The following is a 21,742-nucleotide window of genomic DNA, read 5'->3' as shown; positions in this document are numbered from 1 at the left end:
GGGTGACAGTCTTGAAAAAAAAGTATTTAAAATTTCTACTAATTATCTTTTTAGCATTACTAGGTTTATTTTGTGAAAAGCAAAACAGTAGAAATGACGTAATATCAAAAGCAAGTGAAGAATATCTGAGTCAGGTAGACGGAACAAAGCCCGGTGAGTTAGACTCTTTGTTAATCTCGGGAATTGCTTCATATGGTGATGGAAATAAGGCTCTTGCAATAAGATACTTTGAAAAAGCATATGAACTAGGGGATGTAAGAGGAGCAGTCAAATTATATGAATTGTATAATTCAGAAAAAGATGAAGAAAAAATAAAGGAATGGGAAGTAAAAGCTGCTGAGATGGGGGAGGCAAGTGTTCAAAATAACTTAGGAGTAAGATTATATAAACAAGGCAATTTTAATGGAGCAGAAAAGTGGTATTTAAAGGCTGCAGAACAAAATCACTTAAAAGCGTGGAAAAATTTAGGTTATTTATATTTGAAGCAACAAAAGTATAAAGAAGCAGAAAAGTGGTATTTGAAAGCTGCTGAAAATAAGGATAGTGATTCACAAAATAATTTAGGTATTATTTACAAAAAAACAGGTGATTTTAATGAGGCAGAAAAATGGTATTTAGAAGCGATAACGCAAGGTAATTTAGCTGCCCAATATAATTTAGGAATTTTATATGAAGAAAACTTAAATAACATAGAAAAAGCTGTTTATTGGTATAAAAAATCTGCAAAATCAGGTTACAAAAATTCAAAGAAAAAACTGAAAGAACTAAAGGAGAAGTAGATGTTTTTGGATAATATAGATATAAAATATATGATATTTTATACGAACGAAGATATCACTGGGCAAAATGATATCACAACCCACGACCTTGATAATACCTCAGGAGAAAGGCTAATAAGTGACGGAGCTACATTAACCTGTAAGGAACAACTGGGATATCATACCTATTCACAGTCATCTAATATAAATCCATATAATGGTGCTACACCTTTAATTACTATGAGCTTACCATCAGACAGAAATGTTTTTCTTTTTGGGCTTCTTCCACTGGCTCTTACTACTGATCTTGATATAAAATATTTCAGCGGATATGAAAAACTCAAATGTCCTATTGATGGTGCTCCATGTACTTTAGAACCTGTTGAATGGATTAGTTATTATGATGGAATTGAAGTAAACGGCGGCTACCCTCTTTTAATGGGTTCAAGACTAAAATGTCAAAAAGCTGTTGATCACGGAAAAGATCTTTTACAGCTTGTATTTATGTCAAATGGTCAGGAAGAATTAGGAGATATCCGAGCTATGATGTGGTGGAGTGAAAGGGCTCCGTATTACGGAGTTGACCCTAATACCAATAATATATTTATAAAAGGATATATAAAAGCAATGGATGCTTTATCTGCATATAATGGGGTTAAAAAAATTATTTCTCTTGCTCAGGGATTAGGTACAGCAACAGCATCCAGCGGTGCAGTCGGTACTATAACTTATACGTCTGTAAAATTAGTGTATGCTGTGGATGGTGGAATTTCTTCAATAAATAAATTAATTACAGGTAAAAATTACAGTATAGTAAGAGAAATCGTACAGACCAAATTAGCTAAGGAAGCTTATTTAAAAGAATATGAAAAAGAACATCCTATAAAAGCAAATATATGCCGTGCTTCCGGAACTCCCACTGATCTGATGCCACCTTTAAGCTAGCTGTTAAAACCAGCTCAGGAAGCTGTATTTTGTGGTTCTTATTCATCAACAGTCGGAACTGGAAAATCATATTCTGATATTTATAATGATCATAAACATGAAACTGATGAAATATTAATATATTATGATACAGCAAAACTTGTAATAGATACTGTAGAGGGTGGAAAAAGCTACAGTAAATTTCTAGAATCAGGAGATCCCAGTGATTTTGCAAAAGCTAAAAAAATAATCGATCTGGCAAACTCAAATACAAGAAATACCAATCGAATATTAATAGATACTTCAGAAGAGTATTATGAATATAATAAATTGATAAAAGAAAACAAAATAATAATTAAGGACGGAGAATGATATGCCTATTAAATATAAATTTACGCATACCATTGAAGAAAAGGAAAGAAAAGAAGTAAAGATCGAAAAAAGCTATGAACTTTTGAATATAATTAATAAAAGCAATAACTTTAAAGAATTTTTCTTTTATAATAATGATGTAAAAATATATAACGGAAAAATTTCTGAATTGGAAACTTTGTTTTATAATATACTTAAATATTTGGAAATATCTATTGATAGAAATTTTCAATTATATAAAATAATAAATATATCTGAAATACAGAAAATTTTTAATAACTTGTATACTCAACAATTTAGCAACAGATTTTTAAAATTTTTACATGAATCAGAAAAAATATTAGCTAATGAATATGAGTTAAAAAATCTTATCTCTCATATACCATTTTTCCAAATATTTTTTAATTGTATTATTAGTTCTAAATACAATGAAGTTAAAAAAGAATATATAACAGAGGAAATAAAAAATATCATACCAGAAATGTCACTTCCACTTAGATATTATTTAAAAGAAACAGTATATAAAGAGAAAAGCATTATTTATAAAATGTATGGTAAACTTGATGATATATTATTTGATTTTTATAAGTTTATGGAAATTTATAAAAAAAATTCTAAAATTACAGAGGAATTAAAACAAGAAAACTTTACTTTTGACATTAATTATCATATTGAAATATATAAAGAAGCAGAACTTGTAAGAAGGTGTAACAGAGAAATTGAAATAAAATATTGTAAAGAAAGATATATAAAAAATGCATACTTACTGGAGGAAATGTGATAAATAACTATAAATTAAATCTTCCTGCTAATGTGAGAATAAATTATAAAGCAATCTCATTTCTCCATGAAATAGACATGGAAGAAGGAATAAATGAAAAGGTATTCACCGATACTATGATCATGCTTGCTTTTTTTGAAAATAATATAGTAAGATTTAAGGAATATAAGAATATTAAAATTAATAATTTTTTAGATAATTTGAATAAAGTTATAGGAAATGACTATTTATTTAAACTTTCTGCCAGTGGAAGAATAAGTAACATTGAAAATCGAAAAGAAATTTTAAATAACTTAGAAAAAGAAAAAATTGCTTTATTAACATACGATCCTGTAAATTCATCAGATAATTTATCTACAATTATGTCTTATGAGGAACTATTAAAGATGGAAAAAATGCATTTGTTATTTGAATTTAACGGAATTACAAATTCCATGTTTGTTCCTGTCTATAATAAACACTTAAACAATAATAATATAAAAATAACAATTGGTGACCTTATTCCAATGCAGTTTATTCCAATGGTATTAAATACAGAAATAGTAAATCTGCCGAACAATGGTTTTTTATTGAAATTTGTTGGTGAATTAGATGAAGAAATAATTAGTAAAAATAAATTTTACGCACATTTAAGAGATATTTACAGAATACCTATGTATGAATCTTTAAACTTAACATTAGGTATCAAAGGCTATTATGTTTTTAAAGAAAATAATCAATATTATGAAAGCTTTTTGGTCAAAAAAACAATGAGAGAAAATTACAATTTAAAAGAATATATTGACTATGGTTACAGAATTTAAATTTAACTATATAAGGAGAAGAAGCTTGGAATATATAAAAAATACTAAAAGAAGCATAAAAAAATTTAACGAATGATAAAGACAGAGATTTTTTTAGAGAATTGAGTACAGGTCTTGTTCCACATATAATTGATGATTTCTTGAATCAACTGAAAGAAGAAGAATTAGAAGTTTTTGAAATTAATAATATAAATTGGAAAGTTTTATACATCCTATATAGTAGAATTTTTTTGAAATTTATATTAAAAATATTAATGATAATATAGATATTAAAGTTATAAAATTAGACTATGGGAAATATAATGAAAATATGTATAAAAATTATTTTTTAGCTTGAAACTTAGAAGAAAGAGAAGTTTTATCAGATCATGCTGCATCTAAAATTAATGAAAACCAAGTATATGAATGTCAAATATTTTCAAGCAATTCTCTAAATGATCTTGTTAAAATAAAAAATGGCAAAATCTTTAGAATTGAAAGAGAGCATGAGAAATTGTTTGTTTATTCTGATTCTCCAAATAGTAAAAATTAGAAATTATGGAATATAAAAGATATTGGAAGTAGCATTTATGAAAATCTGAGATTTAGAATATTAGGTAACAGAAAAACAAATGACTTTATAACAAGATTTAATGGAAACTCATTTACTCGTACAAGAAGTGAATCTGAAATACTAAATAGTTATTCAGATATAAGAAATTTTAACTTAAAAGATATTACCATTAACTAATATCTAGAAAAAGTAGTGGATTTTTTTGATATGAATAAAATTTTTAATGAAAAGAAAACATTAAAAAGAAAAAATAAGGATAAATTGAATTTATATTTTGAATGTCCTAATAGAGACAAATATTTGGTAGATGAGCTTAATAAAAAAATAGTTATCAAAGATACTGATAACATTAAGATTCTATTCTAAATTTAGTTTTTTTAAAGTGGCGCACTCAAGTGCGCCAAAGTTCCCCCTAACAATTTTCTTCAATACTATTTTTAGAGTTATTAAGTTCCGGATTTATCCACTTTTCTGACTATCAGAATTATTCCGCTTTTTCTCTAACCAGTAATATTTTTAATTGGGAAATAAGACCTTTATTTTTTGAAATAAAAAAAGTAGAATTCCCCAAAAAAGTTTACACAGAGTTAAGATATGAAATTTTGAAAATGTCCCAATTTCTGTGTAAATCTCTAGATAAATCAATAAAAATAATATATACAGAGATTTTTATCCCTGTTTTAAATCTTTTGTAAATTCCTTCATGTCTTTTGAAGCTACATATTTTATACTGTTTCTTATCTGATGTACTATACATTTCTGTATTTCTGATTTTGGATATTTACTTTTTATTGCTCCACTAAATTCTTTCAAATTATCTACTGATATTATCAGATTATCCTGTACTCCTCTGCTTCCTATCTCATTCAATATATTTAGCCAGAATCCTAATATCTCCTTTTCTCCTCGCGTATTTATTCCTATTAGTATATATACTGATTTTTTACTATTCATTCCGTCCTGTCTTACACTGTAATGTATTGTATCCATAAATACTTATCGGATATACTTCCTCAAGATGTCTTGTCTGCTATTCTTTTATTTGTAGCAGTGCAATAAATCCAGTTGTGAATTTTGTGATCAGAAAGCTTTTTGTATAAAATTAAATTAAAAAAAACTACTACTTGATATCAACTGTCTTTAATTTATTTATATTCTCCTTTTTCAAGTCTACTAATTTTTCCTATATATTTTTTGTTTAAATTTATCATAGTCCTTCATTTAGTCCACCTCATATACTACTATTGCAGTATATAAAACCCTGTTGTTCGTAATTGCGGTGCATATGCTTGACGATATTATATAATATCCTTCTAACGTACTGTTTATATCTCTTTCTAAAGAACTGTGAATGAAACTTTCAAATATTTTCACTTTTGTCATTTTTTTCTCCTTTTGAATATTGAAATTTATTTTAAAAATCAATTCCATTTTTTTAGTTCATTTTTGGATTTAGATCAACTACCGAACATGCGTGAATATATTCGGAAATTTGTCTACCGCACCATTTATTTAAAGCATTGAATCACCTCATTCAAAAATTATTTCAAATGTTTCTGTTATTTTCTTCTTAGTTTCTTCATCTTTTAGGATATCTAATTTCTTGACTATTCTAACAGAGCTTATACTTCTCATTTGATCTAATGCAATTTGTCCTTTAGTTTTTTTCGTATCAATGTCAACTTTATTTTCATTTTTTGATTAGTTTTAAATTAAATAATAAAGTTCTTCAGAAATAAAAACTCATATGCCAGGCTGCAGCTGGCCGACATGGTCAAAATACTTTAAACATTGAATTCATTTTTTTATATTATCTTATAAAAATATTCATAAGACTAAGTTCCATAATGATTATTATATAAAATAAAATTAAAAAAATCAGTTTATATTTTCAGCTGTCTTTGTACTCTAATTTTCCGTGATATAATATATTTATTATAGAAAGGGGTTTTATATGAAACAACCAAACGAACCAAGGCCTAAAGACGCGTAAAAGCCCAGTGATGGAAGAAGAAAAAAGTTAAAATACGAATAAAATATTGGTTGCTTGAAGATAATTTAGGCGTTTTCTTTACACCAATATTTATGGTAATATTTTTGAATAACAAGAGGAGAGTACAATGTTTTTTTATGATATTATACCTAACCGTGTGAAAGAGAAGTTGGAAACTAAAATGTATAATCCCAATGAAACAATATTATTTGCAGAGCAGGAGAACAACTACATTTATTTCTTGATAGAGGGCACTGCTGAGGCGTATATTCAAAGCCCTTACGGAACATTTGCTACTCTGTATTTTTATGAAAAAGGAAGTTTTTTTGGTGAAATAGAACCATTCTACGATGGAAGGAAACCAGTTGAGATTACAGCCGTTACATCATGTATTGCCAAACGACTTTATAAAACAGACTTCCTATCATGGTTACAATCTGATTTTGAGGCTACTAAATTTTTAATTAAGGAATTAGCAAATAAATTGATAATAAACACTGAATTGGTAGAACATTTACTAAGCCTTACCGTGAAAGAAAGACTTTTGAGAAGTATTCTATTACATTATCGGCGAGGCACTTTGCAAAATCTCACAAAAGCAAATTTGTCAAAGGAAATTAACACCCCTATTCGGAGTTTAAATAGGGCTATCAGCACTTGTGAGAGCGAGGGGATAATTTCATATAGTAACAACACATTTTTGATTAAGGATATGGCAAAACTCCAAAAAAGTGTGCCATATTTATAATGGCGGGTCAATTGACCTCGATAGAATTTCTCACTTTTGCTATACTGAAAAAAGGAGAGATTTTCATGGACAAAATTTGCAAAAGAATATTACAAAAAATAGAAATACAGGACTTTTTCGACAGAATTTGTTCTTTGAATACAGCAGACTTCAATTCTATTTTATTGAAACTGTTTTCACTAAGAACAGCGAAATCCACACCACAAAAAGTCCTGCATACATTCAGGGAAAATCGCTTTGTTGCTCCGAGCAGCTTTGACCCGATTAAACTGCACCAATTGGAACTTGAACTATTATCAATGACATCAAAAGCCGGAATTACAAACAAATTATTGTCCCCGGTTGCACCGATTGGAAGTTGTAGTGTGTTTGGCTGTGTAAACCAAAACAATGTATTAAGTGCGGTACGGAATGTTGAGGTGCTTTCCGATCCGTCTAATATTCTGGCAATCATGCTTTCCAATGATATATTGAACAACCAAATTGACCATACCCGCTGTACACACTATGCAACGACGACACGCGTAGTTAGAGGTCAGAAGTGGGAAGGCGAAAATCAATATGCACATTTTGGGATTTTTTGCATTGTATCCACCGCACAGGATAAGGGTTCTTATCTGTGTGAAAAGGAGCTGTTAAAGCACCATCTTCAATTCTATGATAATTTAATACAGACAAGATACCATCGTAAAATGACGATTGTGCTAAGACGGCGAACTGGATATACAGCCTATGAGGACTTTTTTGAAAAAATGTACTCTGCTACAAAAGAGATGTTTCCTGACACTCCTATTTCTGTTGTTCTAGATAGTGAGAACAACAACTACTACAAAGGAATCAATTTTAAGATTTATATGCAAAAAGATAACGAGCAAATTGAGATCGGCGATGGTGGTTTTGTTGATTGGATTGGCAAAATGACCGGGAGTAAAAAAAATCGGTGTTTAATAAGTGGTCTTGGTTTGGAAAGGTTATTATTGCTTTAGGAGAAAATTTATGGAATTAAAAGAATGGTCTTTAGACTATGTTCACGACTTGGTACATCATGCAAATAACCAGATCATTTCCCGAAATTTGGGAAATATCTTTCCCTACCCCTATACGGAAGAAGATGCTGTGCGCTTTATTGAATTTTGCCAAACGCAAGATTTACAGAAAATTCGCAACCTTGCAATCGTCATTGACGGTCAAGCGGTGGGCGGTATCGGTATTACAGTAGGTTCTGATATTTATGAGAAAAGCGCAGAACTTGGATACTGGCTTGGAGAAGATTACTGGGGAAAAGGGATCATGACAAAAGCTGTAAAACAGATGGTGCAGCTTTCATTCCAAAATCGCAATATCATCCGATTATATGCAACCGTCTTTTCTCATAATTTGGGTTCATGCAGGCTTCTTGAAAAAAACGGTTTTGAATTAGAGGGCGTGCTAAAAAAGGCGGTATATAAGAATGGTCACCTCTATGACAGCAAACTATATGCTTTGTTGCGGGAATAATACACGTGTGTTACTCTTGCTCACGATAACGGGAAATAAAAAAACGTTGTTTGGCGAGAGCAAGTGTCTATGCGCCAAAACAAAATACAGTAACCTTACGGCGGTTTTGAAACATCAAATTTCAATCCGCCATTTTCTTTTTGAAAAAAGAGCATACGGAGGGTGTGTTAAAATCACCCTTTTTTAAGGATACGGCAGTGTCAAGGAGGTATCATCTGTCCTTTATATATAGTCCTCTAAATTTATAAATAGAAGCTCCCAAGCTTCTTACCTCATGCATTGCCCCATATGTTACAGTGCAATAAATCCGCTTACGGATTTTGTGATCAGAAAGCTTTTTATATAAAATAAGATTAAACTAAAAAGTTCTTCAGGAATAAAAATCCATGTACCAAACGTTTGTTGCCCGAAATGGTCAAAATACTATAAACACTGTATTCATTTTTTTAGATTATCTTAGAAAAAAGTTTATAATGTATCGCTGCATAATGATTTTCATATGGAATTAAATTTAAAAAAGCCGGATTCAAAATCCGGCTGATTTCTTGTATAATTGTTTTATGACTAGTAAAATAACTATACAGAATAAACTGAAATATATCTTCAGCAATAACATTATACATAACATTGATCTTCTTTTCAAAAGGATATTCTCAACTGTCCTCACAGACATGTCCTTTTTACTATTCCTAAACAATGCAGAGAATTTTTCTTCTATGACAGAACTCTTCTTTCTAAACTTCCTTTGGCTGTTAATCATATCTTTAAATATCAATTTCATAATATTCATCGTAAAAATCTAAGAGTTAACAAAATTCCTAAATCTTTCTATCAATACTTTACTCCCTCTGATGTCATTCATTACGGACTTATTACTGTTATTCATTCCTTTAGCAGAGACCTCAAGTGGAATCCTCATATTCATGCTATTCTCTCTCTTGGCGGTTTTAATAAATTTTTTCACTTTGTTAACTTTCGATATTTTCACGCTGAATCAATCGCTAGACAATGGAAATTCCTTCTTCTTGATATTATTTCAAATGGTAAATATCCTAACGAACATATTCGTTTAAAAGCTAAAAATACTGTCAGTCTAATGTACAAAATTGATAAAAGATTCTTCTTTGATGTTGCTAACGGGAATATTAACAACAACAAGGGAATCATTAAATATCTTGGCCGGTATCTTGCTAGAGCTCCTATTGCTGAATACAAAATCTCTAATATTTCCCATGATTCTGTTTCTTTCTTTTTTTATGATCTTAAACTAGATAAAAAGAAAACTTTAGTTACCATGCCTTTGTCCAAATTTATTACTCAAATCCTTATTCACCTGCCTCCTAAAAACTTTAAAATGATCAGCAGATTTGGGTTTTACGCCAGAAGAAAATCACATAAACTCACTAACGCTATTCAAGCATTTAAAACTTCTGCTGTTTCTTCAAATTTTCCATGGTATGAAAGACAAATATTCAATACCTTTGGTATCAATCCTTTTGTTTGCCCTAAATGTAATATTAAAATGAAAGTCTCAGAATTTTATCATTACTTATATCCACCAACCAGAATATATATTTGATTTTTTTTAATCTAACTCTGTTAGATTATTTTGTGATGTTTTTTTTTAATAGATAAGGAGCTTACGCTCCTTATTCATATCTCATATATATCAAAATTTCTTGTTTTATCTATTTTTCTTGATTTCAATACATTAACTTTAAATTTACTTTCCTTACTATTAAAAAATGCTCTAATTAATTAGAGCACTTCTAAGACTGCTATTCCACCTCTTTTTTCTTCCTCAGTTCTAAAACTAAACTCATTTAAACATCCCGATACAAGTGTTGAATCTTTCATTGGAGCCCAAATTCTAAAATAATCAAATATACTATTAGCAAGTCTTTTTTATTTGAATACATCCATATTTACACTTCCTCATATTTTTTAATACTGAAATTTTTCTGACTCTTTTTATAAATAAATAATTATTGTTAGTCTCACGAAAATATCTCATTGTCTATTTTTTTCATAAATTTTACTATCACAATATTTAAGTTAGCACTATTTTATTATGATTTGGAAATTCTGCCCAACTTTCTTATTTACACATAATTAGTTTTTTTTAACTTCCTATCCCGAATTTTTCCTTCAAACCTTCAATACTTTTTACAAATTCCGTTTTTAATTTTTCCTTTCCTTCAAAAAATCCCCAATATTCTTCAAAATCTTTTGATTTAACCATAAAAAATCTACTCGTTTCTTTCAATAATACAGATAAATTTTTTTTTACTGCTGAATTATTCTCTGCCAATTGTTTATCAATATTTGAAAGTATTAAAATTTTATTTACAGCTCTTTCCATATCTCTATTCTCTATATAACCTTTTATTTCATTAATTAAATCAAACATATCCCTCCAATCATTAAAATCAATTATTCCTAGCGCTTTTTTATTCTTTTCCCTTAATTCCAAAACTTCATCATATCTTAGAAAAGGACTGCCTTCTGTTCTTATATTCTGTTTTGGCTCTTCCGGTTGAATTATACTTTTATAATAATTTACCTCTTTTTTATCTTCTCTAATTGTCACTTTCTCTTTTTCTATTTTTCTTATTTCAATATTTTTAATTACAGCTCTTTCTTTTTTCTTAATTTCCTTTTTTATCTCTATTGCTTTTATATCAAAAATATTATTCATTTCATCTATAAAGCCTCTTTCTGTACAATTTCCATTTTTATCGAAAGCTTTGTATTCTCCATAAATAACACCCATTTTATAATGAGCTTTGTATTTAACTTTACCAGTTGAGTAATAGGCTGTTACCAAACCGTTTATCTTTCCATTTTTATAAAATAATTCTTTTTCCAAATTTCCTTCTTCATCATACACATATGATTTTCCATCCAGTGTATTATTATTATACATCTCTACTTTTCTTTTATTTCCATTTTTATGAAAAAAAGCTGTTTCCCCATGCTGCCTTCCTCTATGATAATTAGCAGCTGCCTTCATCGCACCACTCTCATAATATTCATATGCTTTTCCATTTTGTCTTGAATTCGTCCAATTTGATATTATTTTCAAATTCCCGTTTTCATAATATTCTTTCCATTCCCCCACTCTTTCATCCCTAATATACTTACCAACTGATTTCAAATTACCATTTTCATAGTATATTCTCTGCTCTCCATGCGAATCTCCAAACATAAAAAGCCTTTTCCCCTTTAATTTTCCACTTTCATAATACCAAATTCCTTCTCCATGTTCTTTATTATCAAGGAATTGTGCTATTCTGATGAGTTTCCCATTTTCAGAGTATTCTTTATATTCCCCAGTTTTATTTCCTGCTATATACGAACCTATCATTTTCAAAACTCCATTTTCATGATACCATTTCCAGCTCTCAGTCTTCATACCATTTAAAAATAGACCTTTTACAGATATTTTTCCATTTTTATGATATTCCAGATACTTTCCCTGACGCAAATTAGCTGTAAATAATTCTTTTATCCGTACTTCCCCGTTTTCATAATATGTTATCCATTCTTTATGTTTAAATCCGTTTTTTATAATTCCGCTTGAATGAAGATTCCCATTATCATATTCTAAAATAAGTTTCCCGGTAAACAATTCATTCTCCAGTGATAAAGCATATTTTCCCATCATATCCTTTAACTCAAAAACATTTCCTATCGGTGTTTGATAATTTATCCTTTTTTCCTTCATTTGCCCTCCTAATATTGCATTATCTTGCATCTACTTATTATTTTATTCAGAAGAACTAATATTAACTCTTCCAATAAAACAACAAAAAACATTTTTTGACCATTCTAATAATATTGGATTGTTTTTGCCTCCAAAGGCACTCTTTCATCCGTAGAATTTATACATATATCACTTTTCAATAATTCTTCTTTATTTTTTAACTCTGACAAAAATAATGCATAAAAATCACTAAATGTTGGATAAGAAAATAAACCATAATTATTTTTCTTTATTATTTTATTTACTTCTTTTATTTTCTCTGGTAATTCTGTATAATCAAAATCCTCAAGATACTCTAGTTCTTCTTCGTTTGCGAGTTCCAGCCCATTCTCAAATTCATAATCTAATATATAATTTACTATTTCTTGATTCTCCTCCCCTTTATAATCAATATACAGAAGCTTTTTATTTTCTAATCCATAATCTAAAATTTCCATGCATACATCATTTTTATCATAAACTTCATAAGCTTCATTAAATATTATTTCTACTAATTTATTTATTCTCATATGACTCCCCTTTCTTCTAATTCTATTTAAATAATTCTCCGTGTTTATTTGGTATATACTCCGGATAATTTCTTCTGTAAAATTTATCTATTTCTTCCACAAGTTCATCCATCTCCGGATATGGCTCTTTCTCTTTAAATTCCATTTTAGCTTCTGGTGTATTCATTAGAAAATCATCAAATTCCTCACTAACTGACAATCCCAGTTTTTTTCTTATTTGAATCAGATACAAAATTTCTATTGGGTAGAATCCATAAATATAATTTGTAAACTCATCTAAATCTCCTATATTTTCTGCTTTAATTGTATGGTATTCAATCATTTGTTTCATTAATTCTGTTATTTCTTTTAAATCTTTTGTTTCCCAACTATTCAAAGTATTTTCGTAAACATTCAGAGTATCCGGGATAAAATTAGTATTTAAATCCTTAGCCGATAGTTCCTTTTTTATCATCAAATTTACATTTTTATTTGTGCCTAGTATAGTCTTATTAGTGTATCTTAAATACAATTCTAAAAGAAACCAGACATGAGTATTATAATCATTCATATCTAGTATATTACTTCCAATATTCTCTGTAATAAATTTAAACAAAATATCTTCTTCTTTTGTCCATCCAAAAAGATTAAAATGCACTAATGCTAACACAATATCCCTAAAATTATATTGTAATCTCATATTCGGATAACGGGTTTTATATAAATCTTGTACTATACATGTATAAAATACAGCTACCTGCATTTTTTTCAACTCTATTGTTTCTTTTTTATTTTCTATCAAAACATTTTTTTTCCATTTTGAAATATAGTATTGATATATTGTATCTAAATCTATTAATAAAATATGATCTTCATTTAAATTATTTGAATTAATTATTCCAAAAATTTCATCTTTAATTTCATTATATTCCTCTTCTATTTCTTCAAACCTAATTTTTTTTTCAAAATTACTTTTATACCTTTTATATGATATATCTATTTTTTTTCTATATGACATCTAATAAACACCTCTTTTATTTACATTTTATTCCAATCCTTTACTTTTAACTCATCTACTCCAAATCCTATTTTAGTTATTTTTATGTCAGTTTCTACTCTAATAAATTCATATTGTAAACCCGGATATTTTTTTCATAATTTTTCAATTTTTTAGCAAAGTCTTTATATCTGCCGTCTCCTTCTTTAATCATCCTATTCAAATAATCTTCCATCTGAAACTGTTCTGAAATATCCTTTATCAAGATCAAAACATTTTGAAGTATCTATCTTTCTCTCATATTTTTTTAGCTTCTTCTAAATCAAAATGCTTACTTATCTCATCTATAGTACATTCTCTATTCCCCATGTGAATCTCCAAACATAAAAAAACTTTTTCCTTTTAATTTTCCATTTTTATGATATTCTAAATATTCGCCCTGGTGCAGATTGGCTGTAAATAATTCTTTTATCTGTACTTCCCCGTTTTCATAACATGTTATCCATTCTTTATGTTTAAATCCGTTTTTTATAATTCCGCTTGAATGAAGATTCCCATTATCATACTCTAAAATAAGTTTCCCGCTAAACAATTCATTATTCAACAATAAAGCATATTTTCCCATCATATACTTTAACTCAAAAACATTTCCTATTAGCGTTTGATAATTTATCCTTTTTTCTTTCATTTGTCTTCCTAATATTGCATTATCTTGTATCTGCTTATTATTTTATTCAGAAGAGCTAGTATTAACTCTTCCAAGAAAATAATAAAATTAACTGTTTCTCATTATTAATTTTTTTTCTATAACTTCTATTCGTTCTACTTCTTCTAAACTCTCTTGTTTATAATCTCTTAATATTGATATATTGTTAAAGAAAAATTTCGCCTCTCTTAATAATAACTCAATCATTTTTCTCTCATTTTGTATTATTTTTCTTTTTTTATCTGTTGTAATCGCTAGCATCATACCATTTCTATTTACTTTTTCCATGCAAATTTCATTAGGTGAATCAGGAAAATATACCCTACTTTTATCATTTTCTATATATTTTTCAATTAAATTCAAAATATAACTCCATAATTGATCTATCAAATCCCAATTATTAATATCCAAAAATATTTGTTCTTCATATTTTATTTCAATTGCCCCATCTAAATAAAAATCATCTAAAAAATCTTCTATTTCTAATAAGCCGTCTGAATCATTCACATTTATAAAATCATTATATGTTTTTAATGGTACTGTCCCGTGTCCAGGTTTTAAAATATACGAATTTATTTCCATTTTTCTTTCCTTTCATTTATTTAATATTCAATGTAAAATTGACCCACTCTCCCTGGACTTATTTCAATAAGTTGGACACATTTTTCTTGTCTGTTTTTGTCTCCTTATATTTTTTCTTCAAATACTCTCTTGGGGATAAATAGCCAAGTCTTTTTTGAATTCTTCTCGTATTATACCAACCTTCTATATATTCAAATATTTCTGCTTTCATTTCTTTATAACTTTTTTGGACTCCTGCATAAATCAACTCCTTTTTTAACGACGCATGAAACGACTCTATTCCTGTATTATCCCACGGATTCCCTTTCCTTTGTTTTCTTAGGTTTTTTTAGATAATCAACTTTTTCGTGTCCAATAAACTATTATAACACCAACAATATTAAAAATTACACTCTATTTTTAAGCCACTCTTTTGCCTTTTTTTCTTTCAAAATAATTGGTTTTTCTATTGTGCCTATGTTTATAGAATGTACAAATGCTTGATTGAGATTTTTCATACCTGTCAAAATAGCATTTGTAAAAATTGTTTCTTCTATATATGAATCACTAATATCAACATTTACTAAATTAGAATTAGTAAAATTTGTGCGTATCAATGTAGTGAATATCAATTTCACATTATTTAATTTAGAATTTATAAAGCTAGCCTCTAGCAAATCTGATTTGCTAAAATTTGCTCCAATCAAATTTGCGTTATCAAAAATAGCATTATTAGTTTCTGATTTTACAAAATATGCATTCTGTAAATTTGACTCGCTAAAATCAGAATATTCAAGTATAGTTTTATAAAAATCTTGTTCTTCTAAATTCATCTTACTAAAATTACAATTATAAAAGATTCCTTCAGTTAGAATATAATTTTTTAAATTATATTCTCTAAAATCTATCCCTTCTTCTTCCATTCTTTCCCCATCCACTCCTAAGCTTTTACTAAAAATCAAATGATTCTCTAACTTTTTCATTATGTCGTCTTTTTCAAACATAAATTGATCACCTCTAACTTTTAACTTTAAAATCATGGATAAAATATAACCCTATTACTTACACCTTTTTTTTCAATAGCTTTAATCAATTCATTCAGATGTTTTTCTGTTAAGTTTCTTGTATCTAAAATTACATTATATCCTTTATCAAATTCTTTCCCCATTGTTCCCAACGCTTTCTCTACTTTAAATATTTATTATCGTTTATTTAAAAAGCTGATATTTATATCAACTCTTATTTTTACATATCTCAATACCAAAAAATGCTGGTTTTAAGCAAATATATTCATGATCAGAAAGTTCTAACATTAATCCCTCAACTAGCAGTTCATCCATTTTGTACAAAAGATTATCAAATGTCACTTCAACTACTTTTCTCTCTTCTATTAAAGAATTAATAAATACAATTTCATTGATTTTCACTCTTGGTTGGTTTTCAAATTTATTATTTAATACTATACTCAATTTTAAAATATTTTCATCACTATTAACACAAATAATATTTTTACTAAATTCTAAATATAATTTTTTTTTATTAATTATAAATTCTCTTATATTTTCATCAAAATCCCCAGAAAAATATAAATTCTCTAATGTATCCGTACTTAATATTTCCATTATTTTTTCTTTCAACATTTTCACCGCTTTCTACAATACTATATACAAACTTCTTCTATATTAATTTTTTCATTATTATTTGAATTTTTTTCCCAAAACTCCTTTTGTTCTAAACCGCCAACTTTTATACCTAAAAAACCCGGATCTAAAAAAATATAATCCTTATCATTAAGTACACATGCTAGAACATTTGTAATAATAGAATTTTCTTTCTCAAATAAATTATAAAATGTAATTTCTTGAACTACTTTATTGTCAGTTAAAATAGATTTTAATATAAGATCACTAATTTCAACTTTTCCATCTATAAAATCTTCTATGTCATTTCTGTAGATAATGGAATCAGTAATTGAAATTTCCAATTTAGAATAACTTTCAATTGCTTCAAAGCAAATAAAATTTTCTCCTAATTTAAAATATACATAATTGCTATTAATTATAAAATCTTGATCTTCCATATCAAAACAGCCTGTATAATAAATATTTTCTATCTTATTCTCTTTTAAAATTTTAATTATATCATGTTTTATCATATCTCACTCCAATTTATTGAATAAATTTTATATTTTTGTCCATACCTTTTCCTGACTCCAAAATAGTTACCCATTCACCATCTGATTTTGTCACTATTGTTATTCCTTCACCTCTATAAATATTATATCTAATATTAGTTGCATTCAATGTTCCTTGATCATGCTCTTTAAATTTAGAATATTTTTCCCCAGTAATTTTTTCAAGGAGTTTTTTATGCCTTAAAAAATGATCTTTAAAATTTTTACCCGATGATATCTTTTTTGTATTTTTTAGTATCCCTCCCACTATCTTCTCTCTTTGTTTTCTTAATGCCTCTTTGGATATCCCCACCTTCTTTAACCAGCTTAGCTATCTGATCATCCAGCTTTTTCAACATTTCCACACAAGCTGTATCATTATGCACCAACAACCCCAACTCAGAAACAAAAAAATTATGATTTCCTTCTAATTGTAAGTTATATACGTCCCGGTCTAAATATATATCTTCCTGAACTGCTGCTATTTCAGTATCTCCCAGTTCCTTGGAAAATAATTTATCACCTTCCTTCAGTTTTCTGGCTTCCACCCATCCTATATTCTTCACATAAAAAGGATGCTCGATAGTGATAACTTCTCATTTTTATAATATTACAAATCGGCATTTGATAATTTATCCATTTTCCTTCATTTGCCCTCCTAATATTGCATTATCTTGCATCTACTTATTATTTTATTCAGAAGAGCTAATATTAACTCTTCCAATAAAACAACAAAAAACATTTTTTGACCATTCTAATAATATTGGATTGTTTTTGCCTCCAAAGGCACTCTTTCATCCGTAGAATTTATACATATATCACTTTTCAATAATTCTTCTTTATTTTTTAACTCTGACAAAAATAATGCATAAAAATCACTAAATGTTGGATAAGAAAATAAACCATAATTATTTTTCTTTATTATTTTATTTACTTCTTTTATTTTCTCCGGCAATTCTGTATAATCAAAATCCTCAAGATACTCTAGTTCTTCTTCGTTTGCGAGTTCCAGCCCATTCTCAAATTCATAATCTAATATATAATTTACTATTTCTTGATTCTCCTCCCCTTTATAATCAATATACAGAAGCTTTTTATTTTCTAACCCATAATCTAAAATTTCCATACATACATCATTTTTATCATAAACTTCATAAGCTTCATTAAATATTATTTCTGCTAATTTATTTATTGTCATATGACTTCCCTTTCTTCTAATTCTATTTAAACAATTCTCCGTGTTTATTTGGTATATACTCCGGATAATTTCTTCTGTAAAATTTATCTATTTCTTCCACAAGTTCATCCATCTCCGGATATAGCTCTTTCTCTTTAAATTCCATTTTAGCTTCTGGTGTATTCATTAGAAAATCATCAAATTTTTCTGGAACTGACAATCCAAGCTTTTTTCTTATGTGAATTAGATATAAAATTTCTATTGGATAAAAGCCATACACATAATCTCTAAATTCTCCATATTCTCCTAAGTTTTTCAACATTTCAGAATGATAAATTATCATTCCATTAATCAATCCATCAATATTTTCAGCTTTTAAATTTTTAAACACTTTTTCATATATCTCTAAATCATTAGGAATCATATTGGCTTTCATGTCATTATTTATTAAATTTTCTTTCACTTTTAAGTTTAAATTTTCATTAACTCCTAAAATAGTTTCATTTTTAAATTTTAAGTATAGCTCCAAAAGAAACCATACATGCTTATTATCGTCATTAGTGTTTAAGATATTACTACTAATATTATTTTTTATAAACTCTAATAAAATTCCTTCTTCCTTTTCCCAACCCCAAAAATTAAAATGTATCAAAGCTATCACTACAAATTTCAGATTATACTCTAAAAGCATATTTGGATAACGTTCTTTATATAGTTCTTGTGAAAAACATTGGAAAAACACTATAATTTGTATTTTTTTTAATGATTGCTTATCCATCTTATTATCTAAAAAATTTATATGTTTCCATAGTGTCAAATAATATAATCTTATTCTCGCCAAACGTGTTAAAAATATATGATCCTTTTTCAGTTCATTATTTTTTATTATATCTTTTATTTTTTTTTCTGCTTCTTCATATTTAGCTTCCATTTCTTGCATAGGATATCCCTCAATAAAATTTTTTTTGTATCTTTTATATGCCATATCTAATTTTTTATTATTCATTTTTTCTCCTTTGTAATTAATATATTGGATTACTCCAATCTTTAACAGTCACATCTTCTGCCCCAAAACCTATATCTGTTATTTTTACTTTTGTCTCAACACGTTTATAATCAACTACAAGATCTGGGAATTCATCTTTAATATCTTGTAATTTTTCTGCATAGCCCCTATATCTTGCATCACTACTATTTAACATATTGTTAAAATATCCCTCACCACCTAATTTCTGCACATCAGAATATGTATAAATTCCTTTTCTTGACGCTTTAGATTCTATAATTGTTAATTTAGGTGGTGGACCTTCCGATAAAAACACCTTATCTAGTCCATTTCTTCCCGTCTGAAATTGTTCTGAAATATCCTTTCCCCAATTATTATTTTTTCCTATTACTCCTACTATCTCTTCCCCATAATCTCCAACTTCATGACGGAAAAAATTATTATTATTAATTTTCCTTTCATATTCTAATGCTTTTTCTAAATCAAAATGTTTTGATATATCATTTAATATATCTAATTTTTTCCCTAATTTATTTCTTTCTTTCGTTAATTTTTTTACAACATCTTCTGATGCTCCCTCTTTAACTAACTTAGCTATTTCATCATCTAATTTTTTTAAAGCTTCCATACAGGGAGTATCATTATGCACCAACAACCCCAACTCAGAAACAAAAAAATTATGATTCCCCTCTAACTGTAAGTTATATACATCCCTGTCTAAATATATATCTTCCCGAACTGCTGCTATTTCAGTATCTCCCAGTTCCTTGGAAAATAATTTATCACCTTCCTTCAGTTTTCCGGCTTCCACCCATCCAATAATCCTTTACATAAAAAGGATGCTCGATAGTGATAACTTCTCATTTTTATAATATTACAAATCAGCATTTGATAATTTATCCATTTTTCTTCATTTACCCTTCTAATATTGTATTATCTTGCATCTACTTATTATTTTATTTAGAAGAGCTAATATTAACTCTTCCAATAAAACAACAAAATCTAATTTTCAATATTAACATAAATTATAAATATTGTTTCAAAAATTCAAAATATTTTTTATTCTTTTCATCCATGAATAATCTTTTACCTGATATTTTATATGCTAATAACAATGTTTTTTTGGCTTCTTCTTTATTTCCTAATTCATAAAATATTTTCCCGCTCAAAAGATATCCTTCACCAAAATCATTCATAAAAAAGTCATAATCAAAATAATCAGCACATACTTTTTTTGCTTCCATATAATCATGTTTTATAAGTAAAATTTCAATTATACTTCTTAATATGTAAGGACTTTCTTTATTCTTTTCTTTCGGTAATGGTATTTCCTCCCATTTTTTATTTAAGAGTTTTAAAACTTCATCGTAGTCTCCTTTTTCATATGCAATATTCATTTCATCATAAAAATGAACTGCTTCAAAATTTTTATTTGCTTCATCTGTAATTACATTATCAGTTTTTTCCAATTTTTTCTTTGCCATTGATCTATCTTTACTTATTTCATTTTTTATACTTTCAAAATATTTATCTTCTCCGTCTAAAAAAAGTGTCTCTCCATCTAACATATATACTCTCATAAAAAAATCCTGTGCTTTATCTTTCTCATCCAATTCAAACAATGCAATTCCCAAATTATAATAAATATAAGGATTTTGAGAATTTGGACAGTTCAAAGCATCATAGAGTACTTCTTTTGCCTTTAAATAGTCTTGTTCCTCTAAATATACATCTCCTAGTGCTGTATAAATCCAAGTACCTGCTTCCCAGTCATATTTAGGTTCAGAAAGTAATTCCAATGCTTCTAAATAAGCTTTTTCAGCTTTTTTCAATTCACCTTCTTCGTAATACTCATCTCCTGTTTCTGTCAATTCTAAAATATTATTATAAATTTCATCTTTTAATTCTATTTCCTTATTTTTAGCTGACATAAAATCTCTCTCTTTCAAAATTTTTATTAATCTTTAGACAACATATTAAAAAAGTCATTTATACTATCAGCTATTTTATCAGTCACAGGACTAAATTCACCTGATTCTTCATGAAACCAAATTACAATTTCCGGATCACTATTATTTCTATAATCCAGACATATAAAATTTCCTGCAAACATAGATGCAATTGGTATTATGTTCATTCCAACCATATCTTCATCTTCAATTAGTCGATCATCTAACTGTGTCAAAACAACACTTAAATCATACCAACCATCAATTTTATTTTCATTAGGTTCATCTAATAAGCATAAAAATCTCTCTACTATATATTCAAAATCTCTTATTTTCAAAATATTTGTTAACAATGTTGCACCATTATATTTTTTCAAAAAATCCTTATACTCTGACGGAAACTCTATTCTATACGCTTTTTCAAAATCAGCTATTCTTTCATTACTTGGTAATGGATATACTATACTTTTTTTATCTACTTCTATCATTT

The 21,742-nt window shown here is 27.8% G+C and carries 26 protein-coding genes and 1 pseudogene; 8 read left to right on the top strand and 19 right to left on the bottom strand.

Translation table 11 applies throughout. The features are described 5' to 3' along the window. The first annotated feature begins 11 nt into the window (after positions 1-11). From STERM_RS21015 to STERM_RS02295, 4 genes are all read left to right on the top strand, one after another. Positions 12-779, top strand: coding sequence for a tetratricopeptide repeat protein (locus tag STERM_RS21015; RefSeq protein ID WP_012859940.1), 768 nt, complete (start codon positions 12-14; stop codon positions 777-779). Further along, a complete protein-coding gene (locus STERM_RS02305; protein WP_012859939.1) occupies positions 780-1,703 on the top strand; it encodes a hypothetical protein in 924 nt (307 codons plus the stop codon). A gap of 433 nt (positions 1,704-2,136) precedes the next feature. Further along, a complete protein-coding gene (locus STERM_RS02300) occupies positions 2,137-2,835 on the top strand; it encodes a hypothetical protein (RefSeq protein ID WP_147289462.1) in 699 nt (232 codons plus the stop codon). Continuing rightward, positions 2,832-3,638, top strand: a complete 807-nt coding sequence (locus STERM_RS02295) for a hypothetical protein (RefSeq protein WP_012859937.1) — start codon at positions 2,832-2,834, stop codon at positions 3,636-3,638. Before STERM_RS02300 ends, STERM_RS02295 begins: the two co-directional genes overlap by 4 nt. Positions 3,639-4,860: 1,222 nt before the next feature. Here STERM_RS02295 and STERM_RS02290 read toward each other — a convergent pair. Both STERM_RS02290 and STERM_RS22005 read right to left on the bottom strand, forming a co-directional pair. Continuing rightward, positions 4,861-5,181 (bottom strand): transposase, encoded by a 321-nt coding sequence (locus STERM_RS02290; protein WP_041309764.1) that lies wholly within the window; start codon positions 5,179-5,181, stop codon positions 4,861-4,863. Between the two features lie 231 nt (positions 5,182-5,412). Beyond that, positions 5,413-5,574: a hypothetical protein gene (locus STERM_RS22005; protein WP_012859936.1), complete on the bottom strand. Its 162-nt coding sequence runs from the start codon at positions 5,572-5,574 to the stop codon at positions 5,413-5,415. A 737-nt stretch (positions 5,575-6,311) separates the two neighbouring features. Between STERM_RS22005 and STERM_RS02285 the strand changes: the two genes are divergently transcribed. From STERM_RS02285 to STERM_RS21525, 4 genes are all read left to right on the top strand, one after another. Next, on the top strand, positions 6,312-6,932 hold the full coding sequence (locus STERM_RS02285) for a Crp/Fnr family transcriptional regulator (RefSeq protein ID WP_012859882.1): 621 nt from the start codon (positions 6,312-6,314) through the stop codon (positions 6,930-6,932). Positions 6,933-6,997: 65 nt separating this feature from the next. Continuing rightward, on the top strand, positions 6,998-7,918 hold the full coding sequence (locus STERM_RS02280) for a hypothetical protein (RefSeq protein WP_012859935.1): 921 nt from the start codon (positions 6,998-7,000) through the stop codon (positions 7,916-7,918). Between the two features lie 10 nt (positions 7,919-7,928). Next, positions 7,929-8,429: a GNAT family N-acetyltransferase gene (locus STERM_RS02275; protein WP_012859934.1), complete on the top strand. Its 501-nt coding sequence runs from the start codon at positions 7,929-7,931 to the stop codon at positions 8,427-8,429. 745 nt (positions 8,430-9,174) lie between these two features. Then, positions 9,175-10,008 carry an IS91 family transposase gene (locus tag STERM_RS21525; RefSeq protein WP_169305383.1) on the top strand — a complete coding sequence of 278 codons (834 nt, stop codon included), beginning with the start codon at positions 9,175-9,177 and terminating at the stop codon, positions 10,006-10,008. Between the two features lie 543 nt (positions 10,009-10,551). Here the strand turns inward: STERM_RS21525 and STERM_RS02265 are convergent. The 17 genes and pseudogenes from STERM_RS02265 to STERM_RS02190 form a co-directional block, all read right to left on the bottom strand. Continuing rightward, a complete protein-coding gene (locus tag STERM_RS02265) occupies positions 10,552-12,156 on the bottom strand; it encodes a toxin-antitoxin system YwqK family antitoxin (protein ID WP_012859933.1) in 1,605 nt (534 codons plus the stop codon). Between the two features lie 104 nt (positions 12,157-12,260). Then, complete coding sequence (locus STERM_RS02260) at positions 12,261-12,704, bottom strand: DUF6630 family protein (RefSeq protein ID WP_012859932.1); 444 nt, start codon at positions 12,702-12,704, stop codon at positions 12,261-12,263. Positions 12,705-12,726: 22 nt separating this feature from the next. Further along, positions 12,727-13,701 (bottom strand): hypothetical protein, encoded by a 975-nt coding sequence (locus STERM_RS02255; protein WP_012859931.1) that lies wholly within the window; start codon positions 13,699-13,701, stop codon positions 12,727-12,729. Between the two features lie 337 nt (positions 13,702-14,038). Then, positions 14,039-14,368 (bottom strand): toxin-antitoxin system YwqK family antitoxin, encoded by a 330-nt coding sequence (locus STERM_RS02250; RefSeq protein WP_012859930.1) that lies wholly within the window; start codon positions 14,366-14,368, stop codon positions 14,039-14,041. A gap of 87 nt (positions 14,369-14,455) precedes the next feature. After that, positions 14,456-14,968 (bottom strand): hypothetical protein, encoded by a 513-nt coding sequence (locus tag STERM_RS02245; RefSeq protein ID WP_012859929.1) that lies wholly within the window; start codon positions 14,966-14,968, stop codon positions 14,456-14,458. 58 nt (positions 14,969-15,026) lie between these two features. Continuing rightward, positions 15,027-15,266 (bottom strand): annotated as a pseudogene (locus STERM_RS21520) (IS3 family transposase); the annotation flags it as partial. 88 nt (positions 15,267-15,354) lie between these two features. Next, positions 15,355-15,951 carry a pentapeptide repeat-containing protein gene (locus STERM_RS02235; RefSeq protein WP_012859928.1) on the bottom strand — a complete coding sequence of 199 codons (597 nt, stop codon included), beginning with the start codon at positions 15,949-15,951 and terminating at the stop codon, positions 15,355-15,357. A gap of 32 nt (positions 15,952-15,983) precedes the next feature. Next, a complete protein-coding gene (locus tag STERM_RS22610) occupies positions 15,984-16,115 on the bottom strand; it encodes a hypothetical protein (protein ID WP_256594907.1) in 132 nt (43 codons plus the stop codon). Between the two features lie 64 nt (positions 16,116-16,179). Beyond that, the gene (locus STERM_RS02230; protein WP_012859927.1) at positions 16,180-16,587 is read right to left on the bottom strand and encodes a hypothetical protein; all 408 of its coding nucleotides are present in this window, start codon (positions 16,585-16,587) and stop codon (positions 16,180-16,182) included. A 20-nt stretch (positions 16,588-16,607) separates the two neighbouring features. Beyond that, on the bottom strand, positions 16,608-17,102 hold the full coding sequence (locus STERM_RS02225; RefSeq protein ID WP_012859926.1) for a hypothetical protein: 495 nt from the start codon (positions 17,100-17,102) through the stop codon (positions 16,608-16,610). A 13-nt stretch (positions 17,103-17,115) separates the two neighbouring features. Further along, positions 17,116-17,388, bottom strand: coding sequence for a hypothetical protein (locus STERM_RS02220; protein WP_012859925.1), 273 nt, complete (start codon positions 17,386-17,388; stop codon positions 17,116-17,118). Further along, positions 17,345-17,704, bottom strand: a complete 360-nt coding sequence (locus tag STERM_RS02215) for a Hint domain-containing protein (protein WP_256595002.1) — start codon at positions 17,702-17,704, stop codon at positions 17,345-17,347. Before STERM_RS02215 ends, STERM_RS02220 begins: the two co-directional genes overlap by 44 nt. Before the next feature lie 170 nt (positions 17,705-17,874). Continuing rightward, positions 17,875-18,318, bottom strand: coding sequence for a DUF6630 family protein (locus STERM_RS02210; protein ID WP_012859923.1), 444 nt, complete (start codon positions 18,316-18,318; stop codon positions 17,875-17,877). 22 nt (positions 18,319-18,340) lie between these two features. Next, positions 18,341-19,303, bottom strand: coding sequence for a hypothetical protein (locus STERM_RS02205; protein ID WP_012859922.1), 963 nt, complete (start codon positions 19,301-19,303; stop codon positions 18,341-18,343). A gap of 16 nt (positions 19,304-19,319) precedes the next feature. Then, positions 19,320-20,114, bottom strand: coding sequence for a Hint domain-containing protein (locus tag STERM_RS02200; RefSeq protein WP_012859921.1), 795 nt, complete (start codon positions 20,112-20,114; stop codon positions 19,320-19,322). 214 nt (positions 20,115-20,328) lie between these two features. Next, entirely contained in the window at positions 20,329-21,234 is a 906-nt protein-coding gene (locus STERM_RS22000; protein ID WP_012859920.1) for a tetratricopeptide repeat protein, read from the bottom strand. 26 nt (positions 21,235-21,260) lie between these two features. Next, positions 21,261-21,740 carry an SMI1/KNR4 family protein gene (locus STERM_RS02190; protein WP_012859919.1) on the bottom strand — a complete coding sequence of 160 codons (480 nt, stop codon included), beginning with the start codon at positions 21,738-21,740 and terminating at the stop codon, positions 21,261-21,263. Positions 21,741-21,742: the final 2 nt, after the last annotated feature.

Origin of the sequence: Sebaldella termitidis ATCC 33386 (assembly GCF_000024405.1) — a bacterium.
GTDB classification, from domain to species: domain Bacteria; phylum Fusobacteriota; class Fusobacteriia; order Fusobacteriales; family Leptotrichiaceae; genus Sebaldella; species Sebaldella termitidis.
Note: the sequence above shows the minus strand (reverse complement) of the source record. Positions and strands in the feature narration are given on the sequence as shown.

Excerpts from the sequence above, each read along its gene's own strand:
- STERM_RS02305 (WP_012859939.1), top strand. The coding sequence starts at position 780 with ATGTTTTTGGATAATATAGATATAAAATATATGATATTTTATACGAAC.
- STERM_RS02290 (WP_041309764.1), bottom strand. The coding sequence starts at position 5,181 with ATGGATACAATACATTACAGTGTAAGACAGGACGGAATGAATAGTAAA.
- STERM_RS22005 (WP_012859936.1), bottom strand. The coding sequence starts at position 5,574 with ATGACAAAAGTGAAAATATTTGAAAGTTTCATTCACAGTTCTTTAGAA.
- STERM_RS02285 (WP_012859882.1), top strand. The coding sequence starts at position 6,312 with ATGTTTTTTTATGATATTATACCTAACCGTGTGAAAGAGAAGTTGGAA.
- STERM_RS02280 (WP_012859935.1), top strand. The coding sequence starts at position 6,998 with ATGGACAAAATTTGCAAAAGAATATTACAAAAAATAGAAATACAGGAC.
- STERM_RS02275 (WP_012859934.1), top strand. The coding sequence starts at position 7,929 with ATGGAATTAAAAGAATGGTCTTTAGACTATGTTCACGACTTGGTACAT.
- STERM_RS02265 (WP_012859933.1), bottom strand. The coding sequence starts at position 12,156 with ATGAAGGAAAAAAGGATAAATTATCAAACACCGATAGGAAATGTTTTT.
- STERM_RS02260 (WP_012859932.1), bottom strand. The coding sequence starts at position 12,704 with ATGAGAATAAATAAATTAGTAGAAATAATATTTAATGAAGCTTATGAA.
- STERM_RS02255 (WP_012859931.1), bottom strand. The coding sequence starts at position 13,701 with ATGTCATATAGAAAAAAAATAGATATATCATATAAAAGGTATAAAAGT.
- STERM_RS02250 (WP_012859930.1), bottom strand. The coding sequence starts at position 14,368 with ATGAAAGAAAAAAGGATAAATTATCAAACGCTAATAGGAAATGTTTTT.
- STERM_RS02245 (WP_012859929.1), bottom strand. The coding sequence starts at position 14,968 with ATGGAAATAAATTCGTATATTTTAAAACCTGGACACGGGACAGTACCA.
- STERM_RS02235 (WP_012859928.1), bottom strand. The coding sequence starts at position 15,951 with ATGTTTGAAAAAGACGACATAATGAAAAAGTTAGAGAATCATTTGATT.
- STERM_RS22610 (WP_256594907.1), bottom strand. The coding sequence starts at position 16,115 with ATGGGGAAAGAATTTGATAAAGGATATAATGTAATTTTAGATACAAGA.
- STERM_RS02230 (WP_012859927.1), bottom strand. The coding sequence starts at position 16,587 with ATGTTGAAAGAAAAAATAATGGAAATATTAAGTACGGATACATTAGAG.
- STERM_RS02225 (WP_012859926.1), bottom strand. The coding sequence starts at position 17,102 with ATGATAAAACATGATATAATTAAAATTTTAAAAGAGAATAAGATAGAA.
- STERM_RS02210 (WP_012859923.1), bottom strand. The coding sequence starts at position 18,318 with ATGACAATAAATAAATTAGCAGAAATAATATTTAATGAAGCTTATGAA.
- STERM_RS02205 (WP_012859922.1), bottom strand. The coding sequence starts at position 19,303 with ATGAATAATAAAAAATTAGATATGGCATATAAAAGATACAAAAAAAAT.
- STERM_RS22000 (WP_012859920.1), bottom strand. The coding sequence starts at position 21,234 with ATGTCAGCTAAAAATAAGGAAATAGAATTAAAAGATGAAATTTATAAT.
- STERM_RS02190 (WP_012859919.1), bottom strand. The coding sequence starts at position 21,740 with ATGATAGAAGTAGATAAAAAAAGTATAGTATATCCATTACCAAGTAAT.